The organism is Streptomyces sp. SID12488 (genome assembly GCF_010548275.1).
GTDB lineage: Bacteria > Actinomycetota > Actinomycetes > Streptomycetales > Streptomycetaceae > Streptomyces.
Map to the genome: position 1 here is coordinate 499,211 of NZ_JAAGLT010000001.1, position 14,391 is coordinate 513,601.

Sequence of the window (14,391 nt, forward strand, 5' to 3'; positions counted from 1 at the left end):
CCCCGCGCCCCTACAGGGGGCGCTCGTCGCGTCCCCTGTTCACTCGCACCGCCTAGTTGTCGTAGCGGTTCGCTTGTTCGATTGCCTCGGCCAGTTGGCCGACCGCCTTGTCCTCTGTCTTGTCCGCCAACTTGTTTGCCTTGCTTGCCAGTTCGCTCAGAGACGGGGCGCCCGGCAGGGTGGTCCAGTCGTCGGCGCCCTTGCGTAGGGCGTCGGCGAAGTAGGCGGCCACCGCTGTGACCTGGAGGCGGGACGGGGCGTTCCAGAGCGCCTCGTCCACCGCATTCGACTCCAACTGGCCCGATTCCTCGTGGGGTTCGCGGGTGTCGGGGTCGAGCCAGCGGACCGTCGCCGTTGCGAGGTGACCCGAGGCGGACTCTTTGGTGCGGACGGCGTACAAGGCGGTGACCGTGTGACCGGGGCCCACCTCGCCCCCGTCCACGCGGTCGTCGCGGAAGTCGTCGTCGGCGACCCGGCGGTTGTCGTAGCCGATCAGACGGAACTCGGCGACCGTCTCCGGGTCGAAGGCGACCTGGGCCTTGGCGTCGCGGGCCGTGAGGTCGATGTTGCGCGGGAGTTGCTCGCAGAACACCTGGCGGGCGTCGGTCTCGTTCGAGACGTAGGTGGTGTTGCCGTCGCCCTTGTCGGCGAGGCGTTCCATCAGGGCGTCGCCGTAGTCGCTCCCGACACCGACGCCGAAGAGGGTGATGCCGTGCTCGCGGCGGGCGTCGGAGATGCGGTCGAGGATCGAGTCGGCGTCCGTGTCACCGGTGTTGGCGAGCGCGTCCGAGACCAGCACGACCCGGTTGGTGGCGCCCTCGCGCAGGCCCTCGACGGCGGTGGCGTAGCCGGTGCGCACGCCCGCGCCGAGGTTGGTCGAGTCGGTCGGTTCCAGTTCGTCGATCGCGTGGTGGACGCGGTCGCGGTGGTCGTCGAGGCGGGTCATCGGGAGGACGGTCTCGGCCTCGTCGCTGAAGGTGACGATGGCCACCGAGTCGTCGTCGCGCAGCCGGTCCGTCATCACGCCGAGGGAGTCCTTGGCGAGGTCGAGGCGGCCGGGCTCGGCCATGGAACCGGAGATGTCGATGACGAAGGTGAGGGCGGCCGGCGGGCGTTCGCCCTCCTGTTCGGCGGTGCGGGTGGCGAGGCCCACGCGGACCAGGGACCAGTTCTCTCGGTCGGTGCGGGCTCCGTCGACGGTGACCGAGAAGCCGTTGCCGTCGGGGCGTTCGTAGTCCTGGCCGAAGCTGTTGACGAACTCCTCGGGCCGGACCGTCGACGGGTCGGGGCGGTGGCCGTCGGCGAGGGTGCGGCGCGCGTAGCCGTACGAGGCGGTGTCGACGTCGAGGGCGAAGGTGGAGAGGTAGTCGAGGGACGGGGCGAAGTCGCCTTCCGTCTCGCCTTCTGTCTCACCTTCCGTGTCGCCTTGTCCGCCGTCACGGTCGCTCTGTTCGCCGGGGCCGTTGCTCTGGGCCGGCGCGGGCGCGTAGCCCGAGCCGCCACCGGAGTTCTGCTTGCTGTCCTGGCTGGTGTCGCCGGCGCTGTCGCCGCTGTCCCCCGTCGCACTGCACCCGGTGAGCAGCAGCCCGCCCGCGGCCGTCGCCGCGATCAGCGCATCCCGCAGGCGTCGTGTTCGGCGTATCCGGTTCCGCTCCATCTGCCGTGCCCCCTCCGTCCGTTGACGCCGGACGACGTCAACTTCTGTGACTGTGACGGCGGAAGGGGCGGGAATGTGCGGTACGGGGCGTTGCGGATGGATCTCGAAGTGGCCACGAGAGGCGGCCGTCGAGACCGGTAGGTGATCCTCCGGTGACCTAGGAGACGACGTCCTTGCGGGCGAAACCCCGGAAGGCCAGGGCGAACAGGATGAGGGCGTACGTTACCGAGACGGCCGTCCCCTGGATCATGCCGCCCCACTCCGGACGGGGCTGGATGGCGTCCGCCCACGCGAACTGCCAGTGCGCGGGCAGGAAGTCGCGCCAGTCACCGAGGGCCGTCACGGCGTCCAGGACGTTGCCGACGATGGTCAGACCGACGGCGCCACCGACCGCTCCCAGGGGGGCGTCCGTCTTCGTCGACAGCCAGAACGCCAGTCCAGCGGTGACCAGTTGGGACACAAAGAGGTATCCCACGACCACGACCAGACGCTGGGCCGCCGTACCCGCGGCGAGCGAGCCACCAGTGGGGATCTCCAGTGGTCCCCAGCCGTAGGCCGCCGTGCCGACCGCGAGGGCCACGACCGGCAGCAGCACCATCGCGGCGAGGCTCATGCCGAGGGCGACGGCGAGCTTGGACCAGAGGAGGCGGGCGCGCGGCACGGGGGCCGCGAGCAGATAGCGCAGGGAGGACCAGCTGGCCTCCGAGGCGACCGTGTCCCCGCAGAACAGGGCGACGGGGATGACGAGCAGGAAGCCCGCGGAGACGAAGAGGTTGACGGCGACGAAATTGGCGCCGGACGCGGTGGCCGTGTCCATCAGGCTCACCTGGCCGTTGCGCCCACCGGGCTCGCCGCCGATCGCGAACGCGGCGACGAGGATGAACGGCAGCGCGGCGAGAATACCGCCCATGACGAGCGTACGGCGGCGCTTGAGCTGGCGCACCAGCTCGACGCGCAGGGGCAGTGTCCGCCGGGCACGGTACCCGTCGGCCGTCTCCGCCCGCTCCACGAGCGCGTTCGTCGCACTCGTCACGCTTTTCGTGTTCGTCGTGTTCGTCGTGTTCGTCGTGTTCGTCGTGCTCATGCGGAGCCTCCGATCAGGGTGAGGAAGGCGTCTTCGAGGCGCCGGTGGGGGCCCACCGACTCCACGGGCACTTCGAGGCGGACGAGTTCGACGACGAGGCGCTGGGCGCTGCCGTCCTCGGGGGCGAGGCGGACCAGGAGGCCGTCGTCGGTGCGTACGGCGGAGACGATGCCCGGCAGGGCGGCGACCTTCTCGACGACCGGCTCGTCCACGGGGGTGGTGGTGCCGACGAGCAGGGTGTCGCCGGAGCCGATGATCTCGCTGACCGGGCCGGCCTGGACCAGCTTGCCGCGGTCCATGACGACGAGGTGCGTGCAGGACTGCTCGACCTCCGCCAGGAGGTGGCTGGAGACGATCACCGTGCGGCCGGCCTCCGCGTACCGGATCATGACCTCGCGCATCTCGCGGATCTGGGGCGGGTCGAGGCCGTTGGTCGGCTCGTCGAGGATGAGGAGGTCGGGCATGCCGAGCATGGCCTGGGCGATGGCGAGGCGCTGGCGCATGCCCTGGGAGTACGTGCGGACAGCGCGCGCGAGTGCGTCGCCGAGGCCCGCGATCTCCAGGGCCTCCGCCAGGTGGGCGTCCTCGGCCGGGCGGCCCGTGGCCTGCCAGTACAGCTCCAGGTTCTCGCGACCGGAGAGGTGCGGGAGGAAGCCGGCGCCCTCGACGAAGGCGCCGACGCGGGAGAGGACGGGGGCGCCGGGGCGGATGGCGTGCCCGAAGACGCGAATCTCGCCGCCGTCGGGCCTGATGAGGCCCATCAGCATGCGCAGGGTGGTGGTCTTGCCGGCGCCGTTGGGGCCGAGGAGTCCGAGAACCTGGCCCTTCTCGACGCGGAACGACACGTCCCGTACAGCGTACCGGTCCGACGACTTGGCGTACTTCTTGCTCAAGTCGGTGATCTGGAGCGGGACTTCGGCCAGATCGGGGTCCGGGGCGGACGGTGCCGCCGTACGCCTGCGGCCGGACAGGAGCAGGGCCAGGGCGATCGCGGCGCCCGCGAGGGGCAGCCACCACACCCAGGCAGGCAGCCCGGCCGAGGCCGTGGTGACGCCGGGGGCGGTGGGGATCTTCAGGTCGCTCGTGACGGAGACGGTGTACGTGGCCGGGGTGACCGGTGACGCGTAGCCGAGGTCCGTGGAGGCGAGGACCAGGCGGAGACGGTGACCCTGTTCGACCTCGTGGTCGATGGCCGGGAGGGTGATCGTGACGTCCTTGCCCTGCTTGGCGCCCTCGACCCTGAGGGGGGTGACGAGCTGGCCGGGCAGCACCTGCTGCCTGCCGTTGGCCGAGACGTCGTACACCTTGGCGAAGAGGACGGCGTCCTCGCTGGTCGACTTGACGTGGACGGTGACCGTGGGGGAACCGGTGATCCGTACGTCGTCGGCGACCGGGGCCGACTCGAAGCGGGCGTTCTGCCCGGGGAAGTCGATCGAGACGCCGACTCCGAGCGAGGAGAGCTGGGAGAGGCCGCCCGCCGCGCCGAGGCCGGGCAGCGAGGAGACGGCGGGCGGGGCGGCGCCGGCCGGGTTGTCGAACGACTGCTCCCTGCCGGTCAGGGCGACCTCGCGCTGCCCGGCCTCCAGCCCCGGGTAGGTGTCCGAGGTGGCGCCGCGCAGGGTGGCCGCCCCGTCGGTGGAGTCGATTCCGCCGGTGCGGGTGACGCGGAAGGCGGGCCCGGTGTCGGCGCCCTTGTCGTCCTTCAGGTACCGGTCGAACCACGAGTTGATCCGGGACTCGACGCGGCTCGTCTCCATGTCGCCGCCGTCATGGCCGCCCGCGATCCAGTCGACGTCCACGGGGGCGCCGTTCGCGCGGATCGCCTTCGCGGCGGCGTCGGCCTGGCCGAGCGGGAAGAGGGAGTCGGTCTGGCCCTGGATCAGCAGGGTGGGCACCTTGATGCGGTCGCCGACGGCGGAGGGCGAGCGGTCGGCGAGGAGCGTGGTGGCCTCGGCGTCCGGCTCGCCGGCCTCGGCGACCCGGTCGTACATCTCGCACAGCGCAGCCTCGAACCGGTCGCAGCCGCCGCCGGTGTTGATGAAGATCCCGGCCCACTGCTTCTTGAAGACACCGTTGGGGAACAGGGCGTCCGCGAGGTTCCAGTAGGTGATCGCGGGCGCGATGGCGTCGACCCGGTCGTCGTAACCGGCGGCGAGGAGCGAGATCGCGCCGCCGTAGGATCCGCCGACCATGCCGACGCGCGGGTCGCCCTTCTTGTCGAGCTGGACCTCGGGGCGCGCGGCCAGCCAGTCGATGAGCTTCGAGACGTCGGCGACCTCGGCCTTCGGGTCGTTCAGCCCGATCTTCCCGGTCGATCTGCCGAAGCCCCGGGCGGACCAGGTCAGCACCGCGTACCCGTCGCGGGCGAGTTCCTGGGCCTGGGACCGTACGTCGTCCTTGCTGCCGCCGAAACCGTGCGCGAGGAGGACGGCGGGGCGGCGGTCGGAGTCGGACCCCGCGGTGAAGTACGAGGTGTCGATGCGCACCCCGCCGCCCATGTCCATGACCCGGTCGGCGCGGTGCACCGCGGGCGCGTCGTCCGAGGCGACGGCCGTCCACGTACCGGCACCGGCCAGCAGGACGACAGCGGCGGCCACGACGGCGCCCAGCCGCCGGGGCCGCGCTCCCCGCAGTCCGGGCATTCGAAGATCCATACGTCAACGGTACGGGCCGCCACCGACATCCGGGGCAACCGACGGTCGGAACCTTCCACCATCCTGCGGGCGTACGGCCCGGGTCCGGCGTACACCAGGCGTGGTACGAACGGGCCTATGGAGATCCGGGCCGGGGAAGGTGGAAGTGTGGAAAGTAGGGCTGTGGAGATTCGCCGCGCCATGACGGTCGCCGAGCTGGCCGCCGCCGAGCACCTCTTCGACCACCCGGTGCGTACGGAGTGGGCGGAACGTTTCCTGACGTCCCCCGGACATCATCTGTACCTCGCCTACGAGCCCGCCGAAGCCACCCCCGTCGGCTTCGTGAGCGGCGTCGAGACCGTCCACCCCGACAAGGGCGCGGAGATGCTGCTGTACGAACTGGGGGTGGCCGAGTCGTACCGGCGCGGGGGGATCGGGCGGGCCCTGGTGCGGCGGCTGGCCGAGGTGAGTCGCGAACGGGGCTGCTACGGGATGTGGGTGCCGGTCGACACCGACAACGAGGTCGCCCTTGCCACGTATCGGAGCGCGGGCGGCAAGGACGACGGCGAGTGTGCGGTGGTGGGCTGGGAGTTGCCACAGAACCCCGGAGGCGTACGGCAGTTCGGGTCGACGGACCTGTAGCGGGCGCCTAAGCCTTACGGCGCCGAGCAGTTCAGGTCACCGACGGACGTCGGCGGTTGGGCTGACGCGCGCCGCACGCACGTGTGCCGCCTCACAATCGAGGCGGCCAGGCAACCCCTCCGGCGCTGCAGATCCTCTCCTCGGATGTGAATTTCCTGAAGAGACGGCCTCGCCTGCTCATATCCCTGACCCTGGTCGTGCTGGCGGCTGTGACGGTGACCGTCGTCCTGATCATCCAGGCGTACAAGATGGAGACGCTCTCCCCGCGCGCGGAACGCGAACGGGCCGCGTCGGGAGCAGGCGTACCGTCGGGGCAGGTGGACTGCGCGAAGACCAAGTGCATCGCGCTCACCTTCGACGGCAACCCGGGCGAACCCACCGACCGGCTGTTGGACCTCCTGAAGGAGTACAAGGCGCCGTCGACGTTCTTTCTCGAGGGCCGGCGCATCCACAAGTTCCCGGAGGTGGTGCGGCGGATCGCCACGGACGGCCATGAGATCGGGAACCACACCTGGACGCACCCCGTGCTGAAGGATGTCTCCGACGCACGGATCCGAGTCGAGCTGGAACGCACGGAACGGGCGATCACCGACCTCACCGGCACCAAGCCGACGCTGATGCGTCCGCCCGGGGGCGCCACCGACGACCGTGTATCCAAGGTCGCCAAGGAGCTGGGCCTGGCGCAGGTCCTGTGGACGGTGACCGCGAAGGACTACGCGACGGACGACTCCGCGCTGATCACCAAGCGCATCCTCGAAGGCGCCGGCCGCGACGGAATCATCCTGCTCCACCCGCTGCACAAGGGCACCGTGCCCGCCATGCCCGCCATCCTGAAGGCGCTCAGCGACCAGGACTACACCTTCGTGACCGTCACCCAGCTCCTCGCTCCGGCCAAGGCCGAGCCCGGCAAGATCTATCGGTGACCGCCTGACGCGGAACGCATCTGCCCGCTGACCGGAAAGTCCAGGTCAGCGGGCAGGTACGGAGGGTGCTCGGTGCTCAGTGGTTGCGCGGGAAGCCCAGGTCCACGCCCGAGGGGCCGTCCGCCGGGTCGGGCCAGCGGGTCGTGACGACCTTGCCGCGGGTGTAGAAGTGGGTGCCGTCGTTGCCGTAGATGTGGTGGTCCCCGAAGAGGGAGTCCTTCCATCCGCCGAACGAGTGGTAGCCCACCGGGACGGGGATCGGGACGTTGACGCCGACCATGCCGGCCTCGACCTCCAGCTGGAAGCGGCGGGCCGCGCCGCCGTCCCGGGTGAAGATCGCGGTGCCGTTGCCGAAGGGGGAGGCGTTGATCAGTGCCAGGCCCTCCTCGTACGTGTCGACGCGCAGGACGGTCAGGACCGGGCCGAAGATCTCGTCCTGGTAGGCCTTCGCCGTCGTCGGCACCTTGTCGAGGAGCGAGATGCCGATCCAGTGGCCGTCCTCGAAGCCCTCGACCGTGAAGCCGCTGCCGTCGAGGACGACCTCCGAGCCCTCGGCCGCCGCGCCGGTGACGTACGAGGCCACCTTGTCGCGGTGGACCTTCGTGATGAGCGGGCCCATCTCGGAGGTGGGGTCGTTGCCGGGGCCGATCTTGATCTTCTCGGCGCGTTCGCGGATCTTGTCGACCAGTTCGTCGCCGATCGCGCCGACCGCGACCACGGCCGAGATCGCCATGCAGCGCTCGCCCGCCGAGCCGTAGGCGGCGGAGACGGCGGCGTCGGCCGCCGCGTCCAGGTCCGCGTCCGGGAGGACCAGCATGTGGTTCTTGGCGCCGCCCAGGGCCTGGACGCGCTTGCCGTTCGCCGAGGCAGTGGTGTGGATGTAGCGGGCGATCGGCGTGGAGCCGACGAAGGACACCGCCTTGACGTCCGGGTGGTCCAGGAGGCGGTCGACCGCCACCTTGTCGCCGTGGACGACATTGAAGACGCCGTCGGGCAGGCCCGCCTCGGCGAACAGCTCGGCGAGCTTCATGGCCGCCGACGGGTCCTTCTCGGACGGCTTCAGCACGAAGGTGTTGCCGCACGCGATGGCGATCGGGAACATCCACATCGGCACCATGGCCGGGAAGTTGAACGGCGTGATGCCCGCGACGACACCGAGGGGCTGGCGGATCGACGATACGTCGACACGGCTCGCCACCTCCGTCGACAGCTCGCCCTTCAGCTGCACGGTGATACCGCACGCGAGTTCGACGATCTCCAGGCCGCGGGCGACCTCGCCGAGCGCGTCGCTGTGCACCTTGCCGTGCTCCGCCGTGATCAGCTCGGCGATCGCGTCGCGGTTGGCGTCGAGCAGCGCGCGGAACTTGAAGAGGATGGCGCTCCGCTTGGCGAGCGACGAGGTGCCCCAGGTCGCGTACGCGTCCTTGGCCGCGGCTACGGCCGCGTCGACCTCGTCGACCGTCGCGAAGGCGACGTTCGTGGTGACCGCGCCGGTCGCGGGGTCGGTGACCGGCCCGTACGTGCCCGACGCGCCCTCGACGGTCTTGCCGCCGATCCAGTGGTTGACGATCTTCGTCATGCCCAGGTTCTCCTTCACAGATGGCGGCGTCGGGTAGAGACGTGCCGTTCGTACAGCTCACGTGCCTTGACCGCCGACGGGCGGGTCGCGGTCTCGGCCACAGGAACATCCCACCAGGCCTGCGCCGGAGGCGCGCCCGACACTGTGTCTGCCGTTTCCGTCTCGACGTAGACACAAGTGGGAGTGTCGGCGGTACGGGCCTCGGCGAGCGCCGCCCGCAGCTCCCGTACCGTCTTCGCGCGCAGGACGCGCATGCCCAGGCTCGCCACGTTGGCGGCCAGGTCCACGGGCAGCGGTGCCCCCGTGTACGTACCGTCGTCCGCCTGATAGCGGTAGGCGGTGCCGAAGCGCTCGCCGCCGACCGATTCCGACAGGCCGCCGATGGACGCGTAGCCGTGGTTCTGGATGAGGAGGAGCTTGATGGCGATCCCCTCCTGTACGGCCGTCACGATCTCCGTCGGCATCATCAGGTACGTGCCGTCGCCCACCAGCGCCCATACGGGACGCTCGGGCGCCGCCAGTTTCACACCGATCGCGGCCGGTATCTCGTATCCCATGCAGGAATAGCCGTATTCGAGGTGGTACTGGTCGTACGACCTCGCGCGCCAGAGTTTGTGCAGGTCGCCCGGGAGTGAGCCGGCCGCGTTGATGATGATGTCCGACTCGTCGGCGAGGGCGTCCAGCGCGCCCAGCACCTGGGGCTGCGTCGGGCGTACGTCCGGCTCGTCGGCCTCGTAGGCGGCGTCGACGCGCTGTTCCCACCGTTCCTTGTCCTCGGTGTACTCGCGGGTGTACTCGTCCGTGACCCGGTGGTCGTGGAGTGCCAGCGCCTCCGTCAGCTGTTCCAGGGCGCTGCGGGCGTCCGCGATCAGCGGGGTGGCGGACAGCTTGTGGCCGTCGTACGGGGCGATGTTGAGGTTCAGGAAGCGGACGTCCGGCGCGGCGAACAGGGTGTTGGAGGCCGTGGTGAAGTCCGTGTAACGGGTACCGATGCCTATCACCAGGTCTGCCAGGCGGGCGAGTTCGTCGGCCGTCGCCGTTCCGGTGTGGCCGATGCCGCCCACGTCCTGGGGGTGGTCGTGGCGCAGGGAGCCCTTGCCGGCCTGGGTGGAGGCGACGGGGATGTGGGTCGCCGAGGCGAACTCCGCCAACGCCTCCTCGGCGCGGCTGTGGTGGATTCCGCCGCCCGCGACGATCAGGGGACGGCGGGCGGCACGGATCGCCCGTACCGCTTCCGTCAGTTCGTCGGCGTCTGCGGCCGGGCGGCGTACGTGCCACACGCGGTCGGCGAAGAACTCGTCCGGCCAGTCGTATGCCTCGGCCTGAACGTCCTGCGGGAGAGCGAGAGTTACGGCGCCTGTCTCAACGGGGTCCGACAGGACGCGCATTGCCTGCAGCGCCGCCGGGATCAGCGCCTCGGGGCGCGTGACACGGTCGAAGTACCTCGACACCGGGCGCAGACAGTCGTTGACCGACACGTCACCGGCGTACGGGACTTCGAGCTGCTGGAGGACGGGGTCCGCCGAGCGGGTCGCGAAGGTGTCGCCGGGGAGGAGGAGCACCGGAAGGTGGTTGATCGTGGCGAGCGCGGCACCGGTGACGAGGTTGGTCGCGCCCGGGCCGATGGACGTCGTCACGGCGTGCGCGGAGAGCCGGTTGGACTGGCGTGCGTAACCAACTGCCGCGTGCACCATGGACTGTTCGTTGCGGCCCTGGTGGAACGGCATGTCGTCGGCGTACTCGACGAGCGCCTGGCCGAGTCCGGCGACGTTCCCGTGGCCGAAGATGCCCCAGGTGGCCTCGATCAGGCGGCGGCGGACGCCGTCCCGCTCGGTGTACTGGGCGGCCAGAAAGCGTACGAGCGCCTGCGCGACCGTGAGTCTCGTCGTCGGGACGGAGATGGATGTGGATGTGGGCGGGGTCATCGGTGTCCCCCTGCGTTGTCCGTTGTGCTGTCCGCGTGTGCCAAGTGGACCTCCGGCGCGGGGCCGTAGCGAGCGGGGAGTGGTCGCCCACACTTCGCTCCTGCCAGGGCGAAGCGGCCTCCCGCGCCGGAGGCGATCAGTGCCCGGGCGATCCGGGGTGCGTGCGCGAGGTCGGCGACCGACGCGAACACCCCTTCCTTGCCCAGGAGTTGGAAGTCGTGGTGCGTCGTGCCGGACTCCGCCCGCACGGTACAGCCGCCGTACCCCTCGGCCATCGCGCGCCTCACAGCAGTCCGACGGCGGTGTCCACGGCGGCGGACACATCGCCGTCCGCCGGGTACAGCAGCGAGCGGCCGACCACGAGGCCCTGGACGGTGGGGAGTTGGAGCGCACCGCGCCACTTCTCGTACGCGCCGTCCTGGTCGTCCCCGACCTCGCCGCCGAGCAGCACGGCGGGCAGGGTGGAGGTCTGCATGACCTCGGCCATGTCGTCCGGGTTCTCGGTGACGGGCACCTTCAGCCAGGTGTACGCCGAACTGCCGCCCAGGCCCGACGCGATGGCGATGGACTTGGTGACGGCCTCGGCGGAGAGGTCGTTGCTGAGCTTGCCGTCGGGGCCGCGCCTGCTGATGAACGGCTCGACGAAGAGCGGGAGTCGGCGCTCGGCCATCGCGTCGATCGCGTGGGCCGTGGACTCCAGGGTGGCGAGGGAGCCCGGGTCGTCGTAGTCGATGCGCACGAGCAGCTTGCCGGCGTCGAAGCCGAGGCGTGCCATGTCCTCGGGGCGGTGGCCGGTGAAGCGGTCGTCGAGTTCGAAGGTGGCGCCGGAGAGGCCGCCGCGGTTCATCGACCCCATGACGACCTTGCCGTCGAGGGCGCCGAGGAGAAGCAGGTCGTCCAGGATGTCGGCAGTCGCGAGGACACCGTCGACACCGGGCCGGGAGAGTGCCAGGCACAGGCGTTCGAGCAGATCTGCCCGGTTGGCCATGGCCAGCTTTCGGGTGCCGACCCCGAGGGCGCCGCGGGCCGGGTGGTCGGCGGCGACGATCATCAGCCGCCCGGAGTCCCCGAGGAGGGGTCGCCGGGTCCGCCGGGCGGCGGCTTCGGCAACGGCCTCGGGGTGCCGGGCGCGGGTGGCGGCGAGGGCGGAGATATCTACGGGGCTCAGCGGATTACTGGCTGGGCCGGTCACTGGCTCGGCCACTCGGCGGGCCACTGGTCCAGCCACCGAACCACTCACCGGCTCAGCCACTCGGCCAATCACTGACTCGGCCACCGAACCGCTCCCGCCCTGCGTACCGGCGCTCACAGAACCGCTCCCGCCGCGAGTGCCGCCTCGACCTCGGCCGGGGTGGGCATCGCCGACGAGCACTCCAGGCGGGAGGCGACGATCGCGCCGGCCGCGTTGGCGTACCGCATGATCCGTTCCAGGTCCCAGCCTTCGAGGAGGCCGTGAACGAGCGAGCCGCCGAAGGCGTCGCCGGCGCCGAGGCCGTTGAGGACGGTCACCGGGAGCGGGGGCACCTCGGCCGTCTCGCCCTTGCTGTTGACGGCGAGAACACCCTTGGGGCCCTGCTTGACGACCGCCAGTTCGACTCCGGCGTCGAGGAGGGCGCGGGCGGCGGCGTGCGGCTCGCGTACGCCGGTCGCCACCTCCACCTCGTCGAGGTTGCCGACGGCGACGGTGGTGTGGCGCAGGGCCTCGGTGTAGAAGGAGCGGGGGGACTCCGGGTCGTCCCAGGCTGTGTCTTTCCAAAACATGGGGCGCCAGTCGAGGTCGAAGACCGTCGTACCGGACTTCGCGCGGTGGGCGAGGGCGGCCAGGGTCGCCGTGCGGCTGGGCTCCTCACTCAGACCGGTGCCCGTGACCCAGAAGATGCTCGCCTCGCCGACCGCGTCCAGGTCCAGCTCGTGGGCGTCGATCTCAAGATCCGGCGCCTTGGGCTGCCGGTAGAAGTACAGCGGGAAGTCGTCCGGCGGGAACACCTCGCAGAACGTGACCGGGGTGTTGAGGCCGGGGACCGACGTGACCCAGCGGTCGTCGACGCCGAAGTCGCGCAGGGCGTCGTGCAGATAGCGTCCGAAGGCGTCGTCACCGGTCCGCGTGATCACCGCGGTGCTCCGCCCGAGTCGGGACGCGGCGACCGCGACGTTCGTCGCCGAGCCGCCGAGGAACTTTCCGAAGGACGTCACCTGGGCGAGCGGCACACCGGTCTGCAGTGGATACAGATCCACTCCGATCCGCCCCATGGTGATCAGGTCGTACGCCATCGACTTCCCTTCGCGTTTCTTCGGCTCAAGCGGCTCAAGCGGCTCACGTGGCTTCGCACGGCTCGCACATCGGTCGGCACAGCACTCGCCACAGCGGTCGACACAGCGGCTCGCACTCAGGTCTAGCCCGCCTCACTGAGCCCTGTCAATACTTTGTCCGGACATTCGGACCAGACCTTGACACGCGTCCCGGAGTCGGCTGAAGCTGACGCCCATGACGACGGTGCCCCCTTCCTCCGCTTCCTCCCAGTCGAGCCCCCCGCTGTCACGCATCCGGGTCGGCTCGGCGCCCGACTCCTGGGGCGTGTGGTTCCCGGACGACCCCCAGCAGGTTCCCTGGCAGCGCTTCCTCGACGAGGTCTCGCAGTCCGGCTACGAGTGGATCGAGCTGGGCCCGTACGGGTACCTGCCGACCGATCCGGCCGTCCTCACCGAGGAGACGGCCAAGCGCGGGCTGAAGGTGTCCGCCGGCACGGTCTTCACCGGGCTGCACCACGGCGAGTCCGTCTGGGAGAAGACCTGGGCGCACGTCGCGGACAACGCGGTGCTCACCCAGGCCATGGGCGCGTCCCACCTGGTGGTCATCCCGTCCTTCTGGCGGGACGACAAGACCGGCGAGGTGCTGGAGTCGGACACGCTGACGCCCGAGCAGTGGCGCAACCTGACCACGCTGACCGAGCGGCTCGGACACGAGGTGCGGGAGCGGTACGGCCTCCAGATCGTCGTCCACCCGCACGCGGACACACACATCGACAGCGAGGCGAACGTCACACGCTTCCTCGACGGCACGGACTCGTCGCTCGTCTCGCTGTGCCTGGACACGGGCCACTACGCCTACTGCGGCGGCGACAGCGTCAAGCTGATCGAGACCTACGGCGAGCGGATCGGCTACCTGCACCTCAAGCAGGTCGACCCCGAGATCCTCGCGGACGTGAAGGCGAACGAGGTTCCGTTCGGTCCGGCGGTCGCCCGCGGTGTCATGTGCGAACCCCCGGCCGGCGTACCGGAGTTGGGGCCCGTCCTGGCCGCCGCCCAGAAGCTGGACGTGGACCTGTTCGCGATCGTCGAGCAGGACATGTACCCGTGCGAGCCGGACAAGCCGCTCCCGATCGCCCAACGGACCCGCGCGTTCCTGAGGTCCTGCGGGGCCTGATCCGCTCCCCGTCCGTTATCGGCGTACACCCCGCAGGTCAATGTGCCACTCCGGTCTGCGGGCGTGCGCCTTTGCGTCACTCGTGTCACAAAAAACCCCTTCCCGTCACACATGTCGCGCGTACGCGGGTTCTGAGTCACACCGTGTCCACAGATGCTTACCCAGGGTCACCAAAGGTCGTTCAACGGGCAATGGCTTTGTGATCGCCAAGCGCAGCGTCCGGCTCCCCCGACGGCCGACCCTGGCCGACCCCGTGACGCACGCGCAGGGAGGTGCACCGATGACCGACCGACGGCTCTGGTCGTACAAAGAGATCGCCGCACACATCCGTGTCCAGCCGGACACCGTGCGCTCGTACCGGAAACACGGCCTGCTGCCCGCACCCGACCACGTGGAGGGCGGCAAGCCCTACTGGTACGCCGACACAGTCCGGGCGTGGGTCGCGGCCCGCCCGGGCAACCGTGGCCGAAGGGACGACTGAGCACCTTTTATTCCCTGTGCCCCACTCACCGGTGGGGCACAGT

11 protein-coding genes and 1 pseudogene are annotated in these 14,391 nt (G+C 70.3%); 4 read left to right on the forward strand and 8 right to left on the reverse strand.

Annotation, left to right across the window (positions count from 1 at the left end; genetic code table 11):
- Positions 1-52: 52 nt before the first annotated feature.
- The 3 genes from G3I56_RS02285 to G3I56_RS02295 form a co-directional block, all read right to left on the reverse strand.
- A complete protein-coding gene (locus G3I56_RS02285) occupies positions 53-1,657 on the reverse strand; it encodes a VWA domain-containing protein (RefSeq protein WP_164406820.1) in 1,605 nt (534 codons plus the stop codon).
- Between the two features lie 157 nt (positions 1,658-1,814).
- Entirely contained in the window at positions 1,815-2,741 is a 927-nt protein-coding gene (locus G3I56_RS02290) for an ABC transporter permease (protein WP_239134640.1), read from the reverse strand.
- On the reverse strand, positions 2,738-5,395 hold the full coding sequence (locus G3I56_RS02295) for an alpha/beta fold hydrolase (RefSeq protein ID WP_164406821.1): 2,658 nt from the start codon (positions 5,393-5,395) through the stop codon (positions 2,738-2,740). Before G3I56_RS02295 ends, G3I56_RS02290 begins: the two co-directional genes overlap by 4 nt.
- A 162-nt stretch (positions 5,396-5,557) precedes the next feature.
- Between G3I56_RS02295 and G3I56_RS02300 the strand changes: the two genes are divergently transcribed.
- Both G3I56_RS02300 and G3I56_RS02305 read left to right on the forward strand, forming a co-directional pair.
- Positions 5,558-6,016 (forward strand): GNAT family N-acetyltransferase, encoded by a 459-nt coding sequence (locus G3I56_RS02300; protein ID WP_164406823.1) that lies wholly within the window; start codon positions 5,558-5,560, stop codon positions 6,014-6,016.
- A 146-nt stretch (positions 6,017-6,162) separates the two neighbouring features.
- Positions 6,163-6,939, forward strand: a complete 777-nt coding sequence (locus G3I56_RS02305; RefSeq protein WP_164406824.1) for a polysaccharide deacetylase family protein — start codon at positions 6,163-6,165, stop codon at positions 6,937-6,939.
- 76 nt (positions 6,940-7,015) lie between these two features.
- Here the strand turns inward: G3I56_RS02305 and mmsA are convergent, their stop codons facing one another.
- The 5 genes and pseudogenes from mmsA to iolC all read right to left on the reverse strand — a co-directional run bounded on the left by mmsA (position 7,016) and on the right by iolC (position 12,714).
- Positions 7,016-8,518 (reverse strand): CoA-acylating methylmalonate-semialdehyde dehydrogenase, encoded by a 1,503-nt coding sequence (gene mmsA / locus G3I56_RS02310; protein ID WP_164406825.1) that lies wholly within the window; start codon positions 8,516-8,518, stop codon positions 7,016-7,018.
- A 14-nt stretch (positions 8,519-8,532) separates the two neighbouring features.
- Complete coding sequence (iolD, locus tag G3I56_RS02315; protein ID WP_164406826.1) at positions 8,533-10,443, reverse strand: 3D-(3,5/4)-trihydroxycyclohexane-1,2-dione acylhydrolase (decyclizing); 1,911 nt, start codon at positions 10,441-10,443, stop codon at positions 8,533-8,535.
- A 47-nt stretch (positions 10,444-10,490) separates the two neighbouring features.
- Positions 10,491-10,703, reverse strand: a pseudogene (locus G3I56_RS02320) (5-deoxy-glucuronate isomerase); the annotation flags it as partial.
- A gap of 23 nt (positions 10,704-10,726) precedes the next feature.
- The gene (locus G3I56_RS02325) at positions 10,727-11,611 is read right to left on the reverse strand and encodes a deoxyribose-phosphate aldolase (RefSeq protein ID WP_203689108.1); all 885 of its coding nucleotides are present in this window, start codon (positions 11,609-11,611) and stop codon (positions 10,727-10,729) included.
- 137 nt (positions 11,612-11,748) lie between these two features.
- On the reverse strand, positions 11,749-12,714 hold the full coding sequence (gene iolC, locus G3I56_RS02330; protein WP_164406828.1) for a 5-dehydro-2-deoxygluconokinase: 966 nt from the start codon (positions 12,712-12,714) through the stop codon (positions 11,749-11,751).
- Positions 12,715-12,928: 214 nt separating this feature from the next.
- On the opposite strand from iolC, the gene G3I56_RS02335 reads away from it, so the two are divergent.
- Together G3I56_RS02335 and G3I56_RS02340 are read left to right on the forward strand one after the other, a co-directional pair.
- A complete protein-coding gene (locus tag G3I56_RS02335) occupies positions 12,929-13,867 on the forward strand; it encodes a sugar phosphate isomerase/epimerase (protein ID WP_164406829.1) in 939 nt (312 codons plus the stop codon).
- A gap of 280 nt (positions 13,868-14,147) precedes the next feature.
- Positions 14,148-14,348, forward strand: coding sequence for a MerR family transcriptional regulator (locus tag G3I56_RS02340; RefSeq protein WP_164406830.1), 201 nt, complete (start codon positions 14,148-14,150; stop codon positions 14,346-14,348).
- The last annotated feature ends 43 nt before the right edge of the window (positions 14,349-14,391 follow it).

Bases quoted from the DNA above. Each gene is read 5' to 3' on its own strand.
- iolD (WP_164406826.1), bottom strand. From the start codon at position 10,443: ATGACCCCGCCCACATCCACATCCATCTCCGTCCCGACGACGAGACTC.
- iolC (WP_164406828.1), bottom strand. From the start codon at position 12,714: ATGGCGTACGACCTGATCACCATGGGGCGGATCGGAGTGGATCTGTAT.
- G3I56_RS02290 (WP_239134640.1), bottom strand. From the start codon at position 2,741: ATGAGCACGACGAACACGACGAACACGACGAACACGACGAACACGAAA.
- G3I56_RS02335 (WP_164406829.1), top strand. From the start codon at position 12,929: ATGACGACGGTGCCCCCTTCCTCCGCTTCCTCCCAGTCGAGCCCCCCG.
- mmsA (WP_164406825.1), bottom strand. From the start codon at position 8,518: ATGACGAAGATCGTCAACCACTGGATCGGCGGCAAGACCGTCGAGGGC.
- G3I56_RS02295 (WP_164406821.1), bottom strand. From the start codon at position 5,395: ATGGATCTTCGAATGCCCGGACTGCGGGGAGCGCGGCCCCGGCGGCTG.
- G3I56_RS02340 (WP_164406830.1), top strand. From the start codon at position 14,148: ATGACCGACCGACGGCTCTGGTCGTACAAAGAGATCGCCGCACACATC.
- G3I56_RS02285 (WP_164406820.1), bottom strand. From the start codon at position 1,657: ATGGAGCGGAACCGGATACGCCGAACACGACGCCTGCGGGATGCGCTG.